Origin of the sequence: Myxacorys almedinensis A, assembly GCF_010091945.1 — a bacterium.
Classification (GTDB): domain Bacteria; phylum Cyanobacteriota; class Cyanobacteriia; order Leptolyngbyales; family Leptolyngbyaceae; genus Myxacorys; species Myxacorys almedinensis.
This window is the reverse complement of the sequence record NZ_WVIE01000013.1, coordinates 1-24,609: the sequence shown is the minus strand read 5'-3', so window position 1 is coordinate 24,609 and position 24,609 is coordinate 1. Positions and strand designations below refer to the sequence as shown.

Below are 24,609 nucleotides of genomic sequence, written 5' to 3'. Positions count from 1 at the left end.
TAGGCTTCTCTTGTGTCTTCGTATAGATGACTCCATCGCCCCAACCCGACCATCGCCCTCAATCGTCTTCTAACAAACGCCTGTGGCTAATGTTACTGGGTCGCCTTGGCGTTCCGCTGATCGTTGGGTTGCTTGCGATCGCAGGGAGTGCCCTTTTTTATGGTTGGCACTTTGTTCGTGAAAAGCTTGCGCCCTTGGTGGAAGTGAGCCTCAGCAAGTCGCTGGATCGCCCGGTGCATTTAGGCAAGGTGGAGGCAGTGTCACTCGAACGTTTGCGGTTTGGTAAGAGTGAGGTTCCTGCCACTGAGAGGGATCGCGATCGCGCGACGATCGAATCGGTAACCGTCGGATTTAACCTGTGGCAAGTGTTGCTCACTCGCAAATTAGATCTAGATGTCACCTTGAGCAACCCCCATCTTTATCTCGATCAAGACCAGGATGGGGCGTGGATTAAAACCCAGATCTCAGCCCAAGAAGAAACCGGAACCGTCACCACAGAACTCAAAACCATCCGGTTTGAAAATGCCCAGCTTGAGCTAGATCCGTTCCCAAAATCGGGAGCCAAAAGAGCGTCCGTTTCTTTCAATACTGTTAACGGTGAGGCGAAGATTTTCGATCGCAGCCGCCGCGTTGCTTACGATTTAGACGGAGCCTTCGCGACAGGCGGCAAGTTTGCTCTCGAAGGCGAGATGCTCAACGACAATGGCTTAAACTTTAATTTCAACGCTAGAGGACAAAACCTTTTAGTCTCAGACATTGATCGATTAATCAAACTGCCGATCGCGCTCACTCAAGGAAGAGCAAGCGGAAACGTCAACGTTATTTTACGCCCAAATTTACGCCCTGTTGCTAAAGGAACGGCTGAGTTTAAAGACGCAACGGTACAGGTTCCTCAATTACCACAAACGTTAACTAAAACAACGGGAAAGCTGCAAATTAATGACACTTTAATCACGCTAGAAAGAACAGCCGGTGTATTGGGAAAGATGCCATTCATAGCAACCGGTAAAATAGATACTGAAAAAGGATTTGATCTAGCGGCGACTGCCAGAACCTTAGCGATCGCTGACGTTCTAGAAACCTTCAACGTTGAGCTTCCGGTTGTCGCATCGGGTGCTGTCAACGCTGAAGTCAAGCTGACCGGAGCGCTAGAACAGCCTATCGTTTCAGGAAACGTCCGCAGTGCAACCCCGATTACGGTCGATCGCGTTGCGTTCAATCAAGCGATCGCAGACTTTCGCCTCGACACCAAAACTCTCAACCTGGCAATCTCCAATCTTCGGGCAACCCCCACCATCGGCGGACAGGTTACCGCAGACGGCAACCTAAACCTCAGCCTGCCCCGCGCGATCGCGCTCACGGTGCGGGGTGAAAACTTGCCCGGAGATGCGATCGCGCGGCTTTACGACGTGGCTCCTTCGATGCGGGTGGGTCGCGTCAACACGCAAGCCCAACTTGGCGGCACAGTGGATAATCTGCAAACGATCGCCCAGTGGCAAGCCCCCGAAGCCACCTACCCTGGCACCGGAGAAATTATGCTTGCCAACGGCAACGCAACCCTGCGAAACACGGTTCTGCAAGTGGCAGGGGGAACTGTGACCGCCAGTGGGCAAACGTTTGGGCAGCGCTGGGAGGCAACCGCCCAGGCAGTGAACCTGCGGGCGAATCAATTTGCTCCGGCGGTGGCAGGGCGGGTGAGCGGAGACTTCAAACTGGCGGGTGAGTTGAGTTCGTTTGATTTAGCTGATATTCAGGCAACCGGGCAAGCTAGACTCACCGAAGGCATTGGCGGCATCAACGCAACCATCACTGCCAATCAAGGACGGTGGCAAGCAGATACGCAACTCGCAGGCATGGGGCTGAGTCAATTTTCTCCAGACTTGCGCGGGCAGCTAAGCGGCACCTTAACCCTGACCGGCAGCGTGAATTCTTTTAGCCCTGCGGATGTCCGAGCAGATGGGCGGGTGCGCTTGTCGGAAGGCATTTCGTTGATTACTGACCCGATCGCGGCTCAAATTGCGTGGGATGGGCGTAAGGTCAACGTTTTGCAAGCTACCGCCCCCGGATTTAGCGCCAACGGCACGATCGCCACTCGCCCCGATCGCAGCTTTGCCATCACCGCCCTCGATCTCAACCTCCAAACCACAGGCTACGCTTTAACCAATCTCCCCATTCCTCGCCCGCCCGTCACCCAACTTGCCGGGCAGGTCGATCTGACGGGACGCCTCACCGGAACGCCTGCCGCCCCCACCGTGGTTGGAGCCACCACCGTGCGGGGGCTTTCGCTCAACGGAATTGCTTTTGATCCGGTGCTACGCGGCAACTTGCGCCTCAATCCGCAAGGGTTCAACGTCCAAGTCGCTGGAACCCAAGACCGGATTGCGTTGGCATTAGATCCAGCCTATCAACCGATTTCCCTCGACGTGCAGCGCGGAACTGCCACGATCGCAGGTAGAACCCTGACGCAACCTGCTGCTGGCGGCGCGAACCGGTTATTTGCGGTCAATATTCAACAGCTTGACCTAGCAGGCTTCACTATTCCAGGCGTCGAAGCGCCAACGCCGGGCGGTTTTGGAGGGCAACTTTCGGGCAACATCACCATTGACCTCAATCGATTGAGCGTGATTGATGGACAGCTAGCGGTTAACAATCCCCGCATTGGTGCATTTTGGGGAGAACGCTTTACTACTCAGTTTGTCAATCGCAATAACGTGTTTCAATTTGATGAAACGATAGTTAGAAAAGGCAACAGTCAGTATGCCATTATCGGCAACCTGGATCTCCGCTCCTTCGGAACGTCGCAGGACGAACCGCCACCCCAATTTGAAGGACAAGTGACGATTGCTCAAGGCAGGCTCGAAGATGTACTTCAGACGCTGCAAATCTTTCAAATCAGCGATCTTTCGCGGGGGCTGCAATCTCCCACATACGGGAGCGCTGCCCTCTTAGACACTGCCGCCGTTGGCGCGCCCAATCGCCCACTTGCCGATCAGATTAAGCGATTTGCAGAAATTAATGCCCTGCTGAGCCAACGGGCAACGCAGCGACGCGACCAGACGCTGCCTGAATTAACCGATATTCGCGGAGAATTTAACGGTGTGATTGATTTTTCTGCCTCGCTGAGGGGCATTAAAGCAGAATTTGATCTGACGGGTCAGCAGGTGGCGTGGCGTCCGTATCCCTCGTTTACCGAAGTGGTGAATGGGCAAGTGCAGCGCAACCCAAACCGCGTTTTAACCGCAGAACAAGCGATCGCAAAAGGCACCCTGGAAAATGGCATGATCACGCTCTCACCGTTGCACCTTCAATCTGGCGAAGCGGCGATCACCCTGCGGGGGCAGTTTGGCGGGGAGCAGCAGTCTGGGCAACTTGCGATCGCAAATCTGCCGATTGACGAGATCGACCAGTTTTATCCCCTCCCTGTGAACATTAGCGGCAAACTCAATGCTTCTGCATTTATCCAGGGGCGGCAAGACAACCCCTTTGCGCTAGGGGAAATCAACCTTACCGATGGCTTCATCAATGGAACTCAGGTGCAATCTGCGACGGGCAATTTCAACTACACCAATGCCCGGTTAAGCCTAAGTAGCACGATCGCCATTTCAGAAGCAGAACCCATCGGCATCGAAGGGAGCATTCCCTATCGGCTCCCCTTTGCCACCAGGTTTCCTGATAGCGATCAAATTGATCTCAAACTCGATGTCAAAAACGAAGGATTGGCGTTTCTTAATCTACTCACGCCACAAGTTGCATGGCAAGGCGGACAGGGCGACGTTCAGTTGCAAGTCACCGGCAGAGTGTTTCAACCCATTGCCACCGGAACCGCTACCTTTAGCAACGCCACCATTGGCGCTCAAGCCTTGCCCGACCCCCTCACCAATGTGACTGGCTCGATCAAATTTGAGCGCGATCGCATTCAGATCGACACCTTCACAGGGCAGTACAGCCAGGGGCAGGTCTCGGCTCAAGGTGTGCTTCCCATCTTTGGAACGCTCGATCCGGCTGATCCAGATGCTGCCAATCTGCTCAGGGTATCGCTCGATCGCTTGGCAATCAATCTTAAAGGACTCTACCGAGGCGCAGTCAATGGCAATGTTGCCGTTGAGGGAACTGCCTTCGCGCCGCAACTTGGGGGCGAAGTTCGCTTAACGGATGGGCAAGTGCTGATTCCAGACACAACCGTTGCGCCTACTGCCAGCGCGCCCACCCCCACGAGCACTGCGTCGTTGCAGCAGCCGTTAGAATTTAATAACCTAACGCTGGTGTTGAGCGATCGCGTCCGCGTGACCAGTGCCCCCGTCATCAACTTTTTGGCGCGGGGAGAGTTGCGGGTTAACGGCACGCTCAGCCAGCCTGAACCTGAAGGAACCATTCGATTGGGAGCCGGGCAAGTCAACTTATTTACCACCCAATTTGTTTCGGCACGGGGCTATCCGCAAACTGCGACGTTCACGCGATCGCGGGGGCTAGATCCGCTCTTAGATCTCCGTCTGATTGCCTCTGTCCCCGAAGTTACGCGAAACCGCGCCCCAACGGCAAGCAACCCTGCCGAAACCAGGGATGATTCGCTCTTAGCCACCAGTTTAGGCTCATTGCAGACCATCCGAATTCAGGCCAAAGCCAGCGGATCTGCCAGCCAACTGTTTGAGAACTTAGAACTGACCAGCAGCCCCAGCCGCAGCCAAAACGAGATCATTGCCTTGGTGGGGGGTGGGTTCGTCAACACGTTGGGGCGCGGCGATAGTACGCTGGGCATCGCAAATCTGGCTGGCTCAGCGCTACTGACGAATATTCAGGGCTTTATTGGCAACGCGATCGGGCTGAGCGAATTCCGGTTATTTCCGACACTTCAGAGCAGCGATCGCCGCCGTGAATCGACCCTCGGATTAGCCGCAGAAGTGGGGATCGATCTGACAGGCAATCTGTCTGCGTCGGCGCTTCGCATTCTCACCTCAGATCAACCCACTCAATTTGGGGTGCGCTATCGGATCAACGAGGGGTTGTTATTCCGTGGCTCAACCGATTTTTCTGGCGATAATCGCGCCATTTTCGAGTACGAAACTCGGTTTTAGCGAGGTGCAATTTGCAGTTTCAATCAACGCTCGATGGTGACGCCAATCGTACCCCGATCACGCCAAAATCAATCTTACATTTCTTACATCAAAGATTGGATTCGCTCTACCAGTTGTTGCGGTCGAATCACGCCTTCGATCCGATGAGCAGGCTGCCCCTGTTTGAACAGCACCAGCGTAGGCAAGGCAAAAACTTGATATTGAGACGCCAACTCAGGATAGTTATCAACGTTGATCTTCACGACCTTAATTTGGTCTTTCAACTGCTCATTGGCTTGATCTAAAAAGCCTGCCATCATCTGGCATGGCCCACACCACGGCGCATAAAAGTCTACCAAAATCGGCAAATCTGAGCTAGCGATCAGTTCTTGGAAGCTATTAAACTGCTGCTTTGTTGCCATCTGTCCGACCCTTCAATGACGTGTTCTTTAACACTAGCGCGTGGGTTGCAATTCGTCATAGTTGAAAAGATGGAGATTTGTTGCTGCGATCGTCAAAAAAATTATCCTGCGATCGCACCTGATTCTCAAAACTCGAACGTTGTAAGCCCGTTGAAGCTTTCGCATTGCAAGACATTTAATGCAGCACTGCCGTTTGGTTCAAGTCAGCGGTGGCATTATCCCTGCCTTTATCGGCATTAGTAACCCATCTTCCATTTTTTCATCGTCATCTTGTGAGCCAGATCCTTAAGCTTTCTTCAGGGTTGCGAAAGGCACTTTCTGCGTAACTTCTAGCGTTGCTCCTTGTATATTTTTTTGAATAAACAAGTAGTCTTTATTTTGCCAAAGTGGAATAAAGGGGACATCTTGCCGCAAGATAGTTTGCAGTTCGGCAAAGATCTGATTGCGAACGGCTGGGTTTTGCACCTGACGGCTTTGGTCAATCAACGTATTAACCCGATCGCTGTAGTAATATGACCCCTGAGAAACGCTTGCCCCTTCTTCACAGCCTGTCTGTGATCCTTTTGTGCATTCCATAAACGGCTGAATGTAGTTGTCAGAATCGAGAAAGTCGGGTGTCCAATCTAGGAGAAATATAGGGTAAGCGCCTTTATCGAGATTTCTGTAAGCCGTGGTCGATTCGACGCTTTTCAGGTCAAGCTGCATGAGCTTACCGAGTTGCTTCCGCACGATCGCAGTTAAGGTCAACGCGACTAGTTGATCGTTCACTACATTCGAGCGATACCAAAACTCTACGTTCAACGGGTTTGTTTCTGAATACCCAACTTTTGCGAGTAGCGCCTTGGCAACCTCTGCGTTGGGGTCTCCGTTCCGCTGAAACACAGGTTTTTGCTCTTCGAGGGTGGCTGGAATTAAGCTGTAGAGAGGCTCGACCTGTCCTTGAAACACGCGATTTTGCAAAATCGAGCGGTCTATCACTGCTGCGATCGCTTGCCTCACTTCTACTTTATCCAACGGTTGAGATTTGAGATTTAGAGTGAGGTAATTAATCCCACTGCCCGATCGCTCGACAATTTTCCAACCGGCGATCGCGGCTTTTTCTTGCAAACTCTCAATTTGGGAAAGCGCCATCCCCTGATAGGCGACGTCAATCGCCCCCGTCCGAAACGCATTAAACAGATTGGCAGCGCTAGAGAAAAACTGCACATCCACTCCCCGGTTGGCGGGTTTCTGTCCCCAATACTGGTCAAAGGCATCTAGCTTCAGCGAATCGGTGCCATACTTCACCAGTTTGTAAGCTCCCGTCCCCACGAAGGTAGCGGGCTTAAAGGCTCCTTCCTTGATCTCGTAAGCTGTGGGCGAAACGGCGCAGGCTCCTGAAAAGGCGAGGAGGGAGGGAAACGCTGCAAACGGTTTTTTTAATTTAATCGTGAGTTGATCGGGCGCAGTTGCTGCGATCGTATCTACCGCATCTGACAGCAAAAAGGCAGGCGAGCCTCCGTTTTGAATAAATCGCTGCAACGAAAACTCCATCGCTTTGGCATCAAACCGAGTGCCATCATGAAACACAACGCCTTTTCGCAAGGGAATGGTGTACGTCAACCCGTCCGAACTCACGGTAGGCAACGCAGTAGCAAGCTGAGGCTCTAATTCACTCGTGCCAACCTTGTAACCATAGAGGCGATCGCCCAGGTTATAGAGCAAGTTGCCTGCAAAAATGCTGTAAGCATCTGCCGGATCAATGGTGCTAATGGTTGCGGTTGTGCCTACTGTAATGCGTCCTGTTGTGTTGAGTGCCCCATTAGGCGTTGAGCGGGCGCAACTTAGAGCCACAAAGCAACATAGGCAAAACAATGAAACAACCTTCAACAGCGATTTCCAAGCCTTCATAGGAATTTAAGCAGCACGGTACAGATAGTCTATCCTAGCGATGCGTTCATCGTGATAAATCGTGACAACTTAATCGCTCTTAGTACCCAACCACAGATAGCTTAAAGGCGACTGACCCAAGCCAGGGCGATCGACTACGCCTGAAACTGGATCAAAATAAACGATCCTTGCACCCATCCCGTTGCACCCGACGTTGGAAATTTTACTCGATACCAGGAGGTGTTGTTTGCCCCGGTGCGACGATCAAGTAATATAACGCGATCGCCTGCGTATCCAATGTGGCGTACGGTTGCAGTTATGCTGGCTTGATCTCGGATATCGATCGGAAGGCTGTAGTCTTGGGTGGTTGTCAGGGTGCCTTCCCGACTCACAAACGGTTGGCTATTGGGTTGGCTATTGGGTAAAGAGAACTGCCGTACCGAGTTTGCCAATGCCACCACATCCTGCTGTTGCCCATTCTTGATGTAGATGCGGTACAACACCGTGTTATTTATCCAGCTAACGCTGGCTGTGCAGGATGCGCCACAATAGTTTGTAAATTGCGCTGGTGTGCCGTTTAGCAGGGTGACTGGCTCGACAACATCGTGCGGCGAATGTGGCTCGCTAGATGCTGGCTCTATCTGCCCCCCTTGGTGAGCCGAGATTCCTCCAAACGTACAGACAGTTGCCCCACGGCAATCTTGGGTATGGTCAAAGCTGACCTCATAGCGATCGCTGCTTGCCGAGGCATGGAGATAGCTCGGAGTTTCGACCGACAGAACATCAGGCAACAAAATCGGAACTTGGGCAATTTGCTGAAGTTGAAGGGCTAAAGTCTCGGCGGGAATTTTGGCATTAGCCTGGTTTAAAGCGGCAACCCCTTGAGGATTAGCAGCACCATTCGCGGTTGTGAGCGGGCGCGCGGTTGAAGGAGTCTGTGTTTCCTTGATCGCAGCCGATGTTGGTAAAGCCTGTTCTAGAGCAGTGTGATTTGCCGTGGCGGGTAGATCCTTAGCAGCATTGCTTTGCGATTGGCTACAGCCCACGATTTGTAGCGCGATCGCAGCGATTAAGGCAAGACCCAGTTTTGTAAAATGGGTAGGAATCGCGACCATTGAAATAGATAGTTTCATAAGCTTATTTCTGTTTTACCCGCCAAAAATTAGAAGTGTGGCGGTCTTGATTAGGTTGAACTACATATAGAGATTGCGCCATTTCGGAGACGGTATTTCAGCGCGATCGCATCTCTTTAAAGAACCAGAAAGCGCACATCAACCAATTAGCAAAAGCAATGTTAAATGATTTGACAATCACCTTTTACGAGTCAACTTTTTACGAATCAGCAAATATAAACCGCGCCACGTTCGGATCATGATCGCTATCTTGTTTGGTAAATTCTGCGTTGATATGTACAACATCAAACCCATCTAATATTGGAGCTTTCCCTAATTTTGGGCTGACCAAGATATGATCAAGCGCTTGAGAATTTCCTTGGTAGACATAGGTGTAGCGATCGCGTTGAGGCAAGGTCTCAGTCAGATTCATTAAGCCTGCGCGTTTGAAAATTTTTAAGGAATCAGAAAACTCAAAATCGTTGAAGTCTCCCATTACAACGACATTTGCTGCGCCTCCGAGGTTACGCCCTGTGCCAGCCGCCAGCAGTTGCTGCACAAAATCCTTCACAGCAGTGGCTTGCTCCATTCGCCGCGTTTCGCTAGATCGTTTAGGAGGTTGAAATCGCCCAAATAGCGGCTGATCGCCCCCTTTTGAATTGAAATGAGTTGCAATCACAAAAATTGTTTGACCTTTAAATAGAAATTCTCCGACCAAAGGTTTGCGGCTCCCCCGAAAGGCAGCATTGGCTGGATCGATCCGCCCTGGGCTGGCAGAAAGTTGGGGCACTCCGCCCACGCTATTTACTGTCACTCCTGAGGTTGAAGACCCACCAGGGCGATCGACAAACTGCACCCGGTTGGGGTTAAACAAAAAGCCAACTCGAATATTTCCGCCTGGCTCTCCGCCGTCTTGATCGGCAACCGGATCAATTTGGCGATATTGATAGGCAGTTTCTTCTGCGACTCCTTGAGCATTCTGCTCTGCGCTAATCGCACTGATCAAGGCTTCGTAGGTTTGGCTGGCATCCACAACGGTATCTTTGATGGCACCGTTATTATCCTGCACTTCTTCTAAACTAATAATATCTGGTGACTTTAGATTGTTAACAATTCGGTTTGCAAGGTTTTTAAACTTGGTTGAACCGTCACTTAGATCGAGATTTTCAACGTTGAAGGTTGCGATCGTGAGTCCATTGTTAGTCGGAGAAAGATCAGTGACTTCTCGCTGTAAATTCCCTGATTTTACGAGCGACAACGGTTGCGTGTTCTGTAGCTTGAAATTACCGAAGCCATAATCAATTACGCCAACGATCGCACCTTCAAATTGATCTCCTACATTTACTTTTGGCGGTTTTTTAGTAATAGCATCGTCAATCATGATGCGTTCCGGATTGAAATCCGTCGGTCGAATCACAATGCCACCGCGAGAGGTGCGTATTCCAGCGTTCGCGCCTTGGTCAGCAAGCACCGCAATTTCCCCTGCTGCGATCGTGGGTGAAACTGCGATCGCACGGTTTACCTGCACCTGCATCCCTTCCAAGCTTTCATAAAAGTCAATTCCATCGTCCTGGGGATCAAACACTGTGCCAGCGTTCTCCACACTGCCGCCCACTGCATCATCACTAATCACTCGGTTGGGAATTGCCCGTCCACCCCGACCCAAAACAACGGCAGCAGGAAGCGGATTGCCGCTAGATACCTTCGTAATCGTGGCATCCACAATCTGAGTAATCGTTAAATTACTGGCTCTATTCATTCCCCCTGGCTGAAATTCAGAAACCTTACCATTAACGCTCACTGCATCACCTATGGCAACCGTTGGGGCAGCAGTCGTAAACACAAAAATCCCTTCTGAGGTGGCATCGTTTGTATCCGGGGTAGGATCTTGGACATAAAAGCCCTGCGATCGCACTGCCGTTACAATGCCCGGAACATCTTTCACCAGTTGCCCATCCATGGGCGATCGATGGGCAGTTCCCTGAATATCATGGATCTGAATCAAGGCAGACAGCACCGTAGCAGTGGCAAGCGAAATAAAATTCATTGATGCACGTTTGAAATAGCACTACTGGTAGTTAACACACAATGGGTATAAAAACAACACTACCGACCCAGCGGTGATCGCCGTTCAAGGTCAGATGCTGAAGTTATACCCTAGATATCCCACCCTAAATATTCATCGCATAGAAACCTTAAGGCAAGGCTAACAAGCCATTAAGCATCCCAGCCTTAAAGAAACAGTCTCAAAAAAATTGCTACCTACGATTTACTGCGATCGCCAGTAAACCATAAGTAGCAAAACTGATAAAAAACAATCTACCCGAATCGAACAAGATCAAACTGCTGCCATTAGCAGTAGCAGCTAATATCTTCTCCGCATTCATCCGCTAAATAACACAAAGCACGAAAACGCAAGCTTACAACCTCGTCATAAAGCGGATTGAGCTTACAGAGCGGCGGAATGTGAAACAGCGTCTTACCAAACATCTGCACATCGCGTTCAAACGGGCATTGAGCCGGAACCAATTTACAAACAAGGTGAGCAAATCGAGTATTACAGACTTCAATCTGGTCGATTTTGCGGCGGAAAGGACGGAGCAGATCAAACTTGGGCTGTTGCGGAGGTTGAATAGGATTGTGATCCGTTGTAGGGTCGGGAAGCAAAACCCATCCGGCGAGCGTAACCTTTTGATCTTTGGGAGATTGGTGATGCCAATCACGACGATCAAGTTGCTGGAAACTCATTAACTGACGATCCTTAGACGGGACTGTAGAGGGTTATTAAAGAATTGTCCAAAGGGCGCTACAGAAAAGTTGAAGCGATTTCGGACAACTGAGCGTATCTAAGAAACTGACATTGAAGCGAATCGGACTGAGGTAGGAGGTCGGGTTAAACCTTCATATATCTTAATAGACGCAACTAGCTTGCCAGAAGTTTCAGTAAATGAAATGAGTAAACCTACTGAATTTTGGTGGTTCTAAAGCGGAGGGGTGCGCCTTCTGATTTGTTACGTAATGTTGAACAAGTCCATTCTAAACACTCTAGTCAGAGTTGCAAGGTACACAGACTACAAATTGGCAGAAGATATTTGATCCCCGCATCCTAGCCATGCTGATCTGACATGTCATAGCTGCCGCCAAGTTCAGTCAAACCGTTACGACAGCCATTCGTCTGTTGCGTCTGCTTTCGGGTTAGTGTTGCGGTTAGGCGTTTCGCGATTAAATTTCAGGTGGATCGATCTTGTTTGCACCCCATCCGAGGCAACTGCCATGATCGGATAGTCGATCTGCCCATCCTGGAAGGACATTTGGAACCGGAACGTTCCATCTGGACTCAGGTCGATCGGTTGACCGGCGATCGTCAGATTAGCATCGGGTTCGGTGGCACCATAGACGATCAGTTCTGCATCTGCCACAAGCCAAAACTTGCGCGGACGGGGAGGCGGCACGATGCCTGAAAATCCTGCTCCAGACAAGGTAAGTGCCCCAGAAACCCCCATTCCTGAAGGGGTTGGCAGTGCCCAAGCTCCTACGCCAGACGGCAACACAAAGGAGCTAATCGCCGTCTGAGGAACTTGCTGCATCGAGCCAAACAACGAGCCAGCGAGGCGTTGAGACTCTGTGCCTTGGGCTAATCCAAAGATCTCGTCGTAGATTTCATGTTGAGGCTGATCCGGGCGTTGGCGATCGGGCGGCACAAGTTCTAAGAAGGTTTTGTCGCGCAAATCTTCTTCCCAATCGATCGTCACAAGCTGGTCATCAAACCAGTCAGATGGATAAACAGGTGGAATACTAACTGGGGCAGAGCGAGCCAGCATGAGCCAGCGTCCGTCGGTGGTAAGGTAGCCAATTTCAACCAGGTAGTCGCGATCGCTCACTGGAATCGGCACATACCAGTCTCTCGCCAGTTCCTCACAGTCATACTGCTGCAAACTATGGGGGCTTTGATGATCCAAATTCACATCAGTAACATCGTAGAGACGCAGGGCTAAGCGTTGCCCGCCTTGGGTTCGTGCTGCTTCCCGGTGGTCATTGGGAACATCCCAATAGGAATACGCCCACTGCGGATCGCGGGGCATCAGCACAATTCGGCTCTCGCCATAACCTGTGGGCAGATCCGCCAAGCCTTCATCGACGGTTGCCAGGGTTTCACGAGAAAGATCAGATTGCCCGACATCAAACTTAGTGGCTTCGACATCGGTTTGGTCACGGTTCAAGCTGTTTAAGTCTAGCCTTGCGCTCGCGGCGGCTAAGCCGGCTCCTGCAACAGCAGCACCAAACGCCCCAGGTAAGCCAGCACCCGCCTCAGGATCATCGAGCGATCGCTCGAATGAAACCGCCGCTTGAGCTTCAAAAGGCTCAACTTTAGGCTCAACCTTTGCGATCGCGGCGGCATTTTCCACCACGGGTTCATCGGTGGCGTCATCGGCTAACTGCGATTCGAGCAGGTCAAGTTCTTCGATCAGATCAGACCCGATGGGCGATCGCTCAATCTCTAAGGACGGCTCTAAGGACGGTTCGGTTCTAGTGAAAGACGGTTCTGGGCTAGCTACGTCAGGCTGATCGATCATGTTCATCTTATGAACAGCGAGATCCTCTGCAATCGAAGCAGCCTCGGTTGGCACAGGCGTTTCCCACGGATCTGCCACAGCCGCCTGATCGGGCACCGGCGAGATCGACTCATTCGCTAGGGGAGAGGCTGCAACCGGATCTAGAGAGGCATCAGACGCGATCGCCGCATCAGTCGTTTCGGCGGTGATATCAGGTTGATCAACAAGCTGAGACGCCATCCAAGCGGCTCCTGCCCCTGCCGCCAGCCCGGCTCCTCCCAAGGCAGTCGCGCCTAAGTGATCAGCCAAGAGCGGGTCTTCAGGCAGATTGGGGGGTGCGATCGCATCTTCCACCAATCCCCTCGTGTTTGGGTCGCTTTCGGGGTGCTCACCTGGTTGAGACGCCATCCAAGCGGCTCCTCCGATCCGATTTGCCTCCGGCTGAGACTCGGCAATCGACGCGCGATCGCCATTAATCACAGTCTCAGTTCGAGATGCCAAATTTAAATTCGTATCGTCTGCTGCCGAGGTGGGCGGCGGTGCAGAGGGTGAAACAGGCGCGGTAGGTTCACCAGCAGGGCGGCGGTTTTTAACTAGCCACGCGATCAGCAACCCAGCGACGCCCAAGGGCAATAGCCACAGCAACCAGGGCGGCAGTCCTGCCTCCTCCGATGCCAGAGGAGGGGTCGATGGTGGGGTCTGGGTTGCCTGCCCAATCACCGTTGAGCCGCCAACGGTTGAAGCGACTGCGCTAGGAGGGAGAGGGGTTTCAGCAGGGCTGGCGGTGGTGGGCACATTCAGCGCCGCAGTCGCGATGGCAGGATCAGCTTCAGCCGTTTGGATAGCAGATTGGGCAGTGGGGGAGGTTGCGTAGCCTAAAAAGGCTGCGATCGCGGCAGAGGGGGTTCCCCGATAAACATACGAGAGGGGTTGCGAAAACGGATAGCGGGGATCGTCTGGCAGCGTGGTGTGCATGGGGACAATCCGAACATTGGGCTGATTCACCACCTGAGGTGCGATCGCATAGCCAATGCCATCGTTACCCAAGTCTTGAAGCACCGCTTCAGTGCTGTCTTCCCGGACTGTTGTTGCGGTTGCTCCGGCTTCAAACGGCGCAGATTGAAAGACTGGATAGGTTTGAAAAGATTGGCGAGTGTCGCTCGTGGGAGGTCGATCAATCACTCGAATGGCTCCCGGTTCGCCCCCAACCTGTGACCAATTGGTAATGTCTCCTCTAAAAATTCTGGCAAACTCATCGGTCGTCAGGTTGCCCCTGAAGAGATTATTTGGACTCACCACCACCGCAATTTTGTGGCGGGTTACAGGAATTTCGACCAGTCCTGTCGCTTTTTCCGCTGCCGTGAGGGGTCGCCCAATCGCCGCCAGATCAATTTTTCCCGCCAGCAGATCTTGCAGCCCCGTAGCACTCTCTGTGTACCCAACATCAATGCTCGTGCCAGGGTACTGGGTCTCAAAGCGCTGCTTGAGTGCCAGGTTGATTGCCGCCATAGTGCTAGAACCGCTGATCCGAACGGTTGAGCCTTTGGGCACTGCGGTTGGCAATGGAAACGATATCGGATTTGCAGACTGAGCAAGCACAGGTCGCGCTTTGAGCGATCCAGCGAAGGGGACTGAGACGGTTGTAAATGCAACCATCAGCGCAAAATTGATGACGGAAGACTGTTTTCTAAACACCATTGGGATCTCGTGCAGCTTATACCGTTCGGGTTGAGGTAATTATATAGTGCTTAAATTGAATTTACAGGGGAACCGTAGAAGAGTTGAGATGAAAAGCAGAGTAGAGATGAAAACTAATTTTGAAATTGATTGTGGAGTCGCCAGAACTTCAGGAATACTTAGGCGCTAATGCTACAGCAGCAGAACGGACTCACCCCCTAGGGCAGACCCATTTTGACCCAACGGCGATCGCACTTTGAAGGCACGTAACTCGGATACTGACTGCGTGTAGACAGCGATCGCAGAAGTGATTACACTAATATTTTTGCACTAACGGTAATCAGTGCTGGTTGACCTTCTTTTATCTTCACCTGAGCATCCACCTGTGAAAGCGGACTAGACACCAGAGTTCTACTCTTGCTGGCGTAGCTGCATCTCAGAGCATTCCTTTCAAGGGAGCTTTGCTATGCTTTCTCACGATTTTGAGACGCCTGAAAATCGCTTGCTGGCTGCTTTGCCGCTCGAAGACTATGAGAGACTGCTGCCCCATCTAGAGCGCATCCCTCTCGCGTCGGGTCAGGTGCTCTACCAACTAGGAGAGCCGATTACAGACGTTTACTTTCCGGTGCGATCGCTGCTCTCGATTGATCACTTCTCTCACGCCAATTCAACCTTTAGCCTCGTTGGGCAAGAAGGCATGGTGGATGTATCGGTGCTGTTGGGCGAAACCCGCTCAAAGCGGCGCGTCGTGGTTTATACTCCCGGAGCCGCGATCCGGTTATCTGCTAAGACTTTAAAGGCGGAGTTCGATCGCGGGGGTGCGTTACATGGGTTATTGCTGCGATACGTGCAAGCCGTGTTCTTACAACTATCACAGCTAGCTGCCTGCAATCATCATCACTCGCTAGAGCAGCGATTGGCGCGTCAACTGTTGCTGATCCAAGATGCACTCCAAACTGATGAATTTTTTCTATCTCTAAAGTTTCTGGCTAGATTGCTGAGTGCAAGCCGAGCCGCCCTTTTACTCAGGGTTTGTGTTTTCAGGCGAAAAGGCGCTCTGGACAACCAACGTGGCAATTTCAAAATCGTGGATCGCCAGATTTTAGAAGATCACACCTGTGACTGCTATCAGATGATGAAAAATGAATTCGAGCGGCTAACGACCACCTTCAAGTAAGCGTAATTTTACTTTGCAGATAGCCATTTTGCCGCAAATACTCCCCCGACAAAGCCAAACAGATGCCCTTCCCAGGAGATTCCCAGTTGGGTTGGCAAAACGCCCCAAATCAAGCTGCCGTAAATTAAGCCAACCGCGAGTGATAAGGCGATCGATAGGGCACTGCGCTCAAAATAGGCTCGTGATAGCAGAAAGCCAAAATACCCAAAAACCACACCACTTGCGCCGACATGGATGCCAGGGGAGCCAAACAGCCAAACCCCAATGCCACTAGCAAGCAGGACGATCGCAGAGACCGCAAAAAATTCTCTGACGCTGCGTAGCATGACAAACCAGCCCAACATAATGAAGGGAATGGTGTTGCTGATGAGATGCTGATAGCTGCCGTGAAGAAAGGGTGAAAATAAAATTCCTCGAACGCCAATGCTAGTCCGAGGAATAATGCCGTAGATGTTGGCTGTTCCGGGCAAGATGCCGTCTGCCACGCGGATCAGCCACATTACCCCCACAAGCCCGCCAAGAATAGCAATATGCGATTTGAATTCACTCGCGATCGTACCTGGGTCGTTAGAGTTTCTTCTGGTCATCAAAGGTAGGGATAAACGGGTTTATTGTCTCCTTTTTAGCACATCAAATCTCTGGCACCTTAGTAGATTGTTAACTTTGAGTTGAGGGGTGGAGGGGTGAGAGGGTGAGAGCATCGCCTCCGTTCTTGTGCTGCTTGGCGTTGGTTATGAGGGGTGGAGGGGTGAGAGGGTGAGAGGGTAGATGGAAAAAAATTGATCAATAAAACGCATTCGTCTGTTGCGGGAAGGTGAGGAGGGTCAAGATCAAAAGACACGATCGCACTTGTGACAGGCGGCGTTCTCCCGTTTTATCAGGTAGGTTGAGCGTTGAAAACAGGGGTCGATGCTGCCTGCTGAGCCAACTCTGTGAGCCGCCGGATGCGCTCTTCGGTTGAGGGGTGAGTTCTAAACAGCGACTGTAACCCCTGGGTTGAGAGCGGGTTCACAATCAACAGAGGCGACAGAGCCGGATTGCCATGCATCGGAATCTGATGCCCGATCTGCTCCAGCTTTTCGAGGGCGCTAGCTAAAGCGAGGGGATTTTGAGTCATTTCGGCAGAGCCTTGATCGGCTGCAAATTCGCGAGTCCGAGAGATTGCCATCTGGATCAACCCAGCCGAAAGGGGTGCCAGGACGATGAGAAATAACAGCCCCAAGGGATTTGCCCCCCTGCGAGTATCGCGATAAACCGGACCGTAAAGCGCCCCAAAGCTCAAGATTCTGCCCAAGAATGTGATGCCCCCTGCGATCGTACCGGCAACGGCTTGGGTGAGCGTATCCCGATTTTTCACATGGGTGAGTTCGTGGGCTAACACACCTTCTAGCTCCTCTGGGCTGAGCAGTTCCATGATGCCTTGGGTGACAGCAACCGCCGCATGGTTTGGATCGCGACCTGTAGCAAAGGCGTTGGGCGATTTGGTCGGCACCACAAACAGCTTTGGCATGGGAAGTTCCGCGCGATCGCACAGTCGCTGAACCATATCAAACAATTCTGGGGCGGCGGAGCGCTCTACAGGCTGAGCCGCATAGGATGCAAGTGCCATCCGATCCGAGTAATACCATGAGCCAAAGCTACTAATCGCCGCGAAGCCGAGACCCAAAATGAGACCCTGCTCGTCTCCAATCAAATAATATCCGGCTAAAACCAACAGTCCGCTTAGAAGCCCTAGAAGAGCAGCAGTTCTAACTTGATTTCCAATCATGTTTCGTATAGAAATTTTTCTACAAATCTCCGCAATTTTCTATCATACATTGAGCGATTTAATCTATCCCTTGAATGAATTTGTGAACAAATTTGTGAATGAAAGCGCTCTTAAATCATCTGGGCAATTTTTGAATGCCGATTTGCATACTGTAGAGTGTGGATGAGTAAAGTGTGGATGAGCGTTACCCATTTTTCTTAGACATGGTTCTAGGGCGTATCTTATGACGTTTCGGATTGGCTGTGCAATTTGGGCATACAAAGGGTGGGTCGGAGAATTATTTCCAGCCAAGAGCCGCCCAAAAGACTTTCTACGCCTCTATAGTCAACGATTTACCTGCGTAGAAGGAAACACGACGTTTTACTCGATACCCAGTGCAGAAGCAGTAGCGCGATGGGCAGCAGAAACACCATCTGAATTTAAGTTCTGCCCTAAATTACCGCGAACGATTACACATTATGGATTGCTAAAGTCATCGCTATCAGAAGCGCTTCGGTTTCTAGAATTGATGCAAGGATTAAGCGATCGCTTAGGGGTGCTGATGTTACAGCTTCCGCCTAGCTTTAGCCCTGCCAACCTGGAAAATCTCTCAACTTTTTTGGCTGGCTGGGCAACAACACGAGCACCGTTAGCGGTAGAAGTTCGTCATTTAGAGTGGTTCAAAGAACCTCACAAAAGCCGCTTAAACGCACTGTTAGATGCGGTCAACGTTGGCAGAGTGTTGTTAGATACCCGCCCGATTTATGAATGCGAGGATGAGCCTCAGATCGGGAGTAACCGCAAGAAACCCAACGTTCCACTCCAGCCAACTGTAACCGCTAACACTGCGATCGTTCGATATATCAGTCACCCAAATCTAGACTTTAACGAACAATACTTGCGAGAATGGGTCGAGCGCATCGATCGCTATCTCCAACAAAACATTGAGGTGTATTTCTTTGTCCACTGTCCGATCGAGGCGCGATCGCCACATATTGCCCGCTACGTTCAGCAGCAACTCGAAGCGCGGGGCGCGCCTGTTCCACCGCTTCCGTGGAATGGAATCAGCACAGAGCATAGCGCCGAAGAACCTCCGCAGCCTTCGCAACTCAGGTTGTTCTAACGTGCTAGTAGTCTGTCAAAGTTGAAATGAGGGACTAAAAGTGGACGGGTTAGAGAGTCGATGGGTGGATGGATCGCTCAGTAATCGAGATCATCGACTCCTGCACTCATTCACCCATCGACTTAATTTGGTATCAAGCCTCAAGCCGAGGTGATCGGGCGATCGTTGCTCCGACGAACCACCACAACACAGGGTTTAGGGGGTTCATTCGCTGTTTTGCTGGGGAAATTAGACCCGATGGGAACCTCACGAGTTTGCATAAATTCTGTGCCGTCTGTTGTTTTCAGGGCAAATTTGCGGCTTTCAGATTTCATGTTTTGACGAATGCCATTCACCTCTCCAGGATGTTGGACAGCCAGAAACAGCGTTTGGCGATCGCGGCTCAGACACGGGCCTGTAATCTCACATTCCATTGGCCCGATGGCAAATAGATAGGCATTCCCTGCATTGGCTCCTGAGGTCGGAATAAACCAAACAGAATTATTGCCAAATAGACCGCGTAAGTTGGACTGGCTAATCGGCACGCCGTTCTTTCCGATTCGGTTCGGAACTGCTTTGTTGACCTTATCAGACGACATGTCCGTAACCATCCACACATGACCGTCTGGGTCAATCATCAAATTATCAGGATTGGCAAACCCTGCACCCCCTGCGCTTGGCTCGCCGCCGAGTGCCATCATCGTCCAGCGAAAAGTCATGGCAGCCGGATCGTTTTGATCTTCGACCACATGCATCACAAACCCATATTCGTAAGGCGTTTCCCCGTTTGGGCCTTTAAAGACTCGCCGATCTGCACCTCCATCTTTGTCAGGAGACCCAGAGGTAAACGCAATGTAAAGAGAGCCATCAGGGGCAATGTCCGTATCTTCAGGGCGAGCGGTACAAGTCGCCCCGCAAGCATTTGCCGCATAGTGAGCATCGATTAAAATTGCGCCCTGTTTTTCTTCAGCATTTCCTTCGTACAGATCGCCCAGCGTTTTAAACTGCTGCTTAAACTTGGTGATGTCAGCCTTATTTCTAAACGCTTTGTAACCGCCTTCAGGGCGTTTGGGCAGGGTAATCGTAGCTCCAATAATATCGCTGGGGTTGTCTGGCATCACGGCAGCATCGGCTCTGAGTGCAATCCAGCGCCCGGTTCCATCTTGATTAAATTTGGCAGCGTAGAGCATCCCATCTGCAAGAAGGCGAGAATTTGCCTTGTCGGTAGGATTTGCCACCGCATCGCGGCTGACGAATTTGTAGATGTGTCCGCCCCGGCGATCGCAACCCGAATAAAACGCCAACGGCTTGCCAGTTTCGACTCTCACACCAACCGCCTCGTGACGATAGCGACCGAGCCACGTATGCTTTGTGCCGTAGTCGTTGGGGTTGGCTGGGTCAAGTTCTACGATCCAGCCGTATTTGTTGCCCGCCAGCCCAAAAACGTTGCCTTGACCAGAGACTTCTTCATCGTCAATTTTAAACGTCTGCTTGTTGGGCGGAAACGATGTGCCGTCGGCATAAACCGCCTCTGGGACTTGCATTTGTATATTTTCTTCAGCACTGAGGACGGTTCCCCAAGGCGTGGTGCCGCCTGCACAATTACCGAAGGTTCCGATGATGCGATCGCTAATGGTATCCACATAACCTTTCCCCGATTTTTTGAGAAACACCGCCTTCGCCGCTCCCGTACACCGGAGATAGCGCCCATCCTCTAAACCAGACACACCCGTAATGCGGCGATCGCTCTGAGAATAAGTGCGCTCCCAAGTTCCGTCTGCCGTTTTGCGAATCGAAATCACGCCCAACCCTTGATCGACCAACGCTTCTTTAGAAATCTGACGGATTTGAGCCTTCAAGAGATCCTGATCGGGCAGCGCAAACGCATTTAACCCGCCATCTTTTGACTTACTTAGCGCCTTCTGAACGTTCTCAAACGGCAGTTTTTTACCCACGACCTTTTCATAGGTCTGGAGCCATGCGATCGCACTGATGTACTCAAAATTAATGCTGAGATAGCCCTCATTGGGAGCCGTTTCAACAAACGAGAGATAATCATTGTTATACCCAAACCGCGAATCGCCGACTTGATCGCCCCAAGCGGCTAAAACATCGTAGCTAAACCCATCGGGCAACACCAAATCATCAACGACTTCGTATTGGCTAAAGGCGTCAATTTGCTTGTCTAGGGCAATTTCGGCTGTTTCTAACGGCAGAGGGCTTTTCACCGGAGTGAAACTCAAGCCAGCCATAGAACCAGGGGCATCTGGCACGTTGCCAACCGGATTTTGAAACGGCATCGAAAACTTTTGTCCCACCTTAAGCGCCGTTCCAACGGCAGCCGTTCCAGCCACCGCCCCTAAAAAGAGCAGAAAGTTCCGACGTTTCATAGGCATGATAGATGGCTCCAAGTAGGCAATCTTTTCTGTCATACCAGGGAAACTACCAATTTGAGGTTAAGGAACGGTGATCTCTGGGCTAAGAAGAGGAGTGAAACTAGAACATGAGACTGATAGGGGCAACCTATCTAGCCAAATACTGGTAAGCCAAATATTGAACCGTTGCCCTCGAAGATATTACCCAAAAAGGCAAGGCTCATCTTTTGGTTAATATTCAATTTGTGAATCTTCCAGAGAATGATTCCTTGGGCTAAAAGCCAAAAAGTTAGGACATTTTTAACGCAGGAATGAAATTTCTTTCGATAAATGCCCGTTCACGAGGCTCTCATTTAAGCAATTTGTGATCTTGCAGGATGAAAGACTTTACTGCCCATTGTTCAACTTAACTAGAAACCATTGTTTGGAGAGCGCCGTACATAGCTCAGAGATCTTACTTATATGAGGGATAACGCTACAGTTCGACAAATAAACCTTCTTGGTGCTATCACTTAAAAAGTATGTTGTTTTTGTTATAAGTATGTCGATCCGCATTCTTCATCTTAACTAGAAACATCTTCAAGGAATCTTCGTACATATTTCAATGATTCTGCTTAATCATGGCAAGTAATTCAGCAGGTTCCTTACCTTGAATTTAGACCTCACCAAGGCAAATTCCTAGTATCAATTGTCACGAATTATCGTCTGGACTTTGTTTCCATCAAGGGAGATTCTCCTTGCCTCCGGGTTATAGCAAGAATCGAACTTTTAGGAATGTTGGAAATGAAGGTTGTTCAAACCGCCTAGTTAGGTTTCAGCAGAAATTGATCCGGATGGATTTGCGCTGAGTCGAGTTTAAGTCTGCCCTCACCACGAAACATAGGTTAAAGAAGAGGCTAAAAACATGCATTCTAAATCCTTTTTTCAACGGTTCGCGATCGGGTTAATAGTTTTGAGCCTTACGGTTGGCATCGTTCCTAGCCCTTGGGCAGCCGCCATTGAGCCGCCCCCAGGCTCTGGTGCACCCAGAGGCACTGTTGGCGGCGGATCGCGTCCGTGATGCGATCGCGCGTTTTCAATCATGCAACCTAGGGGTTAGAAACTTCAGTAACTTCAATGCAGTAACTTTAGTGAACGGCAAGCGCATTTTTGCAGCTAGACAAACTCGATTCCTAGCCCTAAAGTTTCTGAATGGGTTAGCACACTGTTCTAGAGCGTTACGACACGATGGGTCGGTGCTGCCGCTCAGCCCTTATCAGGATCTCTATGTGGCGAAGGGTGGGAGAAAAACTTGTCCAGTGGCGCGGATTTGGTCTCAGCGCGATCGCAACGTCGGCTACTACGATCGCGCTGCAAATGACGGGTGCCTTCCAACTGCTAGAGCTAACAACCTTCGACCAATGGGTGCGGCTGCGCCCGACCGAATCGATCGATCATCGGGTTGTCTTGGTGACGATCGATGAGCAAGATATCGCGCAACTGGGGCAGTCTGTCGTGTCAGATGGCACCTTGGCAAGGCTGTTGGAAAAGATCAAACTGCACCGTCCTAGCGTCATTGGGCTAGATCTCTATCGCGACCTGCCCGTAGAACCGGGGCATCAAGCGTTGCTTAAGGTGTTTGCCACCACACCAAACTTGATTGGAATCGAGAAAGTGCTGAGTGCGCCCAATGACTCTGCGATCGCACCGCCCCCCATTTTGCGCGATCGCGACCAAGTGGCAGCCAGCGATTTGGTGCCCGATATCGACGGTAGAATTCGCCGGGGGCTGCTTTCGATGCGCGTTCCAAGCTCCTCTAAAGAGCCTAAAACGATTTTGACGTTGGGGACAAGGCTGGCGTTGGTATACCTAGAGTTGCACCAGATCAAACCCAGAAGGATTGACGCTGAAGGCAAGCGATTTCAGCTTGGTAAAACCCAACTTGTGGCGTTGAGAGCGCATGAAGGCGGCTATGTGCAGGCAGATAGTGGCGGATACCAAATTTTGGCGGATGTGCGCCGAGAACGTCTAGAACTTTCTCGGATCTCGCTGACCGCACTATTGAACGATACGATCCAGCCTGATTTGCTAGCAGGGCGAATCGTGCTAGTAGGAGCGACGGCCGCCAGTTTGGGAAGTCGGTTTTACACTTCCTACACAACAAACGTGCAAACCCGCTCGTCGGGCGTTGAACTGCACGCAAGTTTGGCAAGCCAGTTAGTCAGCGCCGCCCTAGACGGAAAACCCATCTTAAGAGGCGTTGCCGAACCCCTTGAGTGGGGGTGGATTTTTGTGTGGTCGTGGGTGGGAACTATGCTAGGCGGATCGCTGCGATCGCTGCGATCTGCGGTGGTCGTGATTCCGCTGACGGGGGTTGGGCTAATTGGAAGTGTCTACGTCTTGTTTTTGTGGGGATGGTGGGTGACGACTGCCTCTGCGATCGTCGCCCTAGGTGGAGCCGGGTTAGCAAGCCGAGGATTGCTAATTTGGAAACAATTGCAACACTCCAATCAAGCCTTAGGCAATTATGCAAAAACGCTAGAACTCAAGGTTCAAGAACGTACCCATGAACTGATTCAGCAAAATTTAATCTTGGAAAAAGCAAAGCAAGAAGCAGAATCTGCAAACCGCGCAAAGATGGCATTTCTTGCCAATATGAATCACGAACTGCGAACGCCGCTGTCCATTATTTACAGCACTAGTGAATTAATTGCCTATGATAAATCACTCAACCCAAAACATAGAGAACGGTTATCGGTTATTGATGGCAGTGTCCAACACTTGTTAGAACTCATTAACAGTGTGCTAGAGCTAGCAAGACTAGAAGCAGGAGCCGTTTCTGTAGAGCCAGAAGAAGTGCCGATATGGACGGAGCTAGAAGCATTACAAACGATGTTTCGCCCTCAAGCGGTGGCGAAAGGACTTGAATTTTGCTGCATCTACGCGTTGGATCTTCCGACCATTCACACAGATAAGCAAAAGCTGCGCCAGGTGCTTATGAATCTGTTGAGTAATGCGATCAAATTTACAGATCAAGGACGGGTGACACTGCGAGTCTTTTCTCGCCCCAAGACTTACTCCGACCCCTCTGCTCGGTTGCACTTTGAAGTTGAAGATACTGGCGCTGGCATTGCAGCAGATGAGTTAGAGCGCCTTTTTCAGGCATTTGTGCAAACTGAGTCGGGGCGTAAGTCTAGACAGGGAACAGGGTTAGGGTTGGCAATTTGTCGGCAATTTGTGCATTTGATGGGCGGCGAAATTGAGGTTCAAAGCAAGGCAAGCGTAGGAACCGTGTTCTCGTTTTCACTCCCATTACAACCTAGCGAATTGCCGCTCTAGAGGATGCGAAGAGCATGGGCATCAGGGATCTGGGGACTGACGACGGTGATTGAGATCTGGTTAACCTGAGTTCGGGATAAGGATTGAGACAAGAAAGGGGCAAACTCGATAGGCTGAAAATGCTAAAATTTCATGCCCAGTTTGCCCTCATGTTTAGTCTAGAAGACCTGTTCTGCTCCGTCGATGATTTCTGCCAAACGTTTGAA

At 51.0% G+C, this 24,609-nt stretch carries 14 protein-coding genes; 4 read left to right on the top strand and 10 right to left on the bottom strand.

The genetic code is table 11. From position 1 onward, the window contains the following. Positions 1-26: 26 nt before the first annotated feature. Complete coding sequence (locus tag GS601_RS12405; protein WP_162423603.1) at positions 27-5,072, top strand: translocation/assembly module TamB domain-containing protein; 5,046 nt, start codon at positions 27-29, stop codon at positions 5,070-5,072. A gap of 83 nt (positions 5,073-5,155) precedes the next feature. On the opposite strand, the gene trxA is transcribed toward GS601_RS12405, so the two are convergent. From trxA to GS601_RS23770, 6 genes are all read right to left on the bottom strand, one after another. After that, complete coding sequence (trxA, locus tag GS601_RS12400) at positions 5,156-5,473, bottom strand: thioredoxin (RefSeq protein WP_162423602.1); 318 nt, start codon at positions 5,471-5,473, stop codon at positions 5,156-5,158. A 285-nt stretch (positions 5,474-5,758) separates the two neighbouring features. After that, positions 5,759-7,306 carry an ABC transporter substrate-binding protein gene (locus GS601_RS12395; RefSeq protein WP_338017027.1) on the bottom strand — a complete coding sequence of 516 codons (1,548 nt, stop codon included), beginning with the start codon at positions 7,304-7,306 and terminating at the stop codon, positions 5,759-5,761. Positions 7,307-7,497: 191 nt separating this feature from the next. Then, positions 7,498-8,475 carry an SH3 domain-containing protein gene (locus GS601_RS12390; RefSeq protein ID WP_162423600.1) on the bottom strand — a complete coding sequence of 326 codons (978 nt, stop codon included), beginning with the start codon at positions 8,473-8,475 and terminating at the stop codon, positions 7,498-7,500. A 199-nt stretch (positions 8,476-8,674) separates the two neighbouring features. Further along, positions 8,675-10,501: an endonuclease/exonuclease/phosphatase family protein gene (locus GS601_RS12385; RefSeq protein ID WP_162423599.1), complete on the bottom strand. Its 1,827-nt coding sequence runs from the start codon at positions 10,499-10,501 to the stop codon at positions 8,675-8,677. Between the two features lie 305 nt (positions 10,502-10,806). Next, the gene (locus GS601_RS12380; RefSeq protein ID WP_162423598.1) at positions 10,807-11,202 is read right to left on the bottom strand and encodes a Mo-dependent nitrogenase C-terminal domain-containing protein; all 396 of its coding nucleotides are present in this window, start codon (positions 11,200-11,202) and stop codon (positions 10,807-10,809) included. Between the two features lie 410 nt (positions 11,203-11,612). Then, positions 11,613-14,705 carry a DUF4912 domain-containing protein gene (locus GS601_RS23770; protein WP_162423597.1) on the bottom strand — a complete coding sequence of 1,031 codons (3,093 nt, stop codon included), beginning with the start codon at positions 14,703-14,705 and terminating at the stop codon, positions 11,613-11,615. Positions 14,706-15,150: 445 nt separating this feature from the next. Here GS601_RS23770 and GS601_RS12370 point away from each other — a divergent pair, with 445 nt between their 5' ends. Then, positions 15,151-15,861 (top strand): Crp/Fnr family transcriptional regulator, encoded by a 711-nt coding sequence (locus GS601_RS12370; RefSeq protein WP_162423596.1) that lies wholly within the window; start codon positions 15,151-15,153, stop codon positions 15,859-15,861. A gap of 8 nt (positions 15,862-15,869) precedes the next feature. Here the strand turns inward: GS601_RS12370 and GS601_RS12365 are convergent, their stop codons facing one another. Together GS601_RS12365 and GS601_RS12360 are read right to left on the bottom strand one after the other, a co-directional pair. After that, positions 15,870-16,448, bottom strand: a complete 579-nt coding sequence (locus tag GS601_RS12365; RefSeq protein ID WP_162423595.1) for a rhomboid family intramembrane serine protease — start codon at positions 16,446-16,448, stop codon at positions 15,870-15,872. A gap of 290 nt (positions 16,449-16,738) precedes the next feature. After that, a complete protein-coding gene (locus GS601_RS12360; RefSeq protein WP_162423594.1) occupies positions 16,739-17,629 on the bottom strand; it encodes a M48 family metalloprotease in 891 nt (296 codons plus the stop codon). A 223-nt stretch (positions 17,630-17,852) separates the two neighbouring features. Between GS601_RS12360 and GS601_RS12355 the strand changes: the two genes are divergently transcribed. Continuing rightward, positions 17,853-18,731 carry a DUF72 domain-containing protein gene (locus GS601_RS12355; protein WP_162423593.1) on the top strand — a complete coding sequence of 293 codons (879 nt, stop codon included), beginning with the start codon at positions 17,853-17,855 and terminating at the stop codon, positions 18,729-18,731. 140 nt (positions 18,732-18,871) lie between these two features. Here the strand turns inward: GS601_RS12355 and GS601_RS12350 are convergent, their stop codons facing one another. Then, positions 18,872-21,106 carry a PhoX family protein gene (locus tag GS601_RS12350; protein WP_162423592.1) on the bottom strand — a complete coding sequence of 745 codons (2,235 nt, stop codon included), beginning with the start codon at positions 21,104-21,106 and terminating at the stop codon, positions 18,872-18,874. A 903-nt stretch (positions 21,107-22,009) separates the two neighbouring features. Then, positions 22,010-22,168 (bottom strand): hypothetical protein, encoded by a 159-nt coding sequence (locus GS601_RS12345; RefSeq protein WP_162423591.1) that lies wholly within the window; start codon positions 22,166-22,168, stop codon positions 22,010-22,012. A gap of 183 nt (positions 22,169-22,351) precedes the next feature. Here GS601_RS12345 and GS601_RS12340 point away from each other — a divergent pair, with 183 nt between their 5' ends. Then, positions 22,352-24,403 (top strand): CHASE2 domain-containing protein, encoded by a 2,052-nt coding sequence (locus GS601_RS12340; RefSeq protein ID WP_162423590.1) that lies wholly within the window; start codon positions 22,352-22,354, stop codon positions 24,401-24,403. The last annotated feature ends 206 nt before the right edge of the window (positions 24,404-24,609 follow it).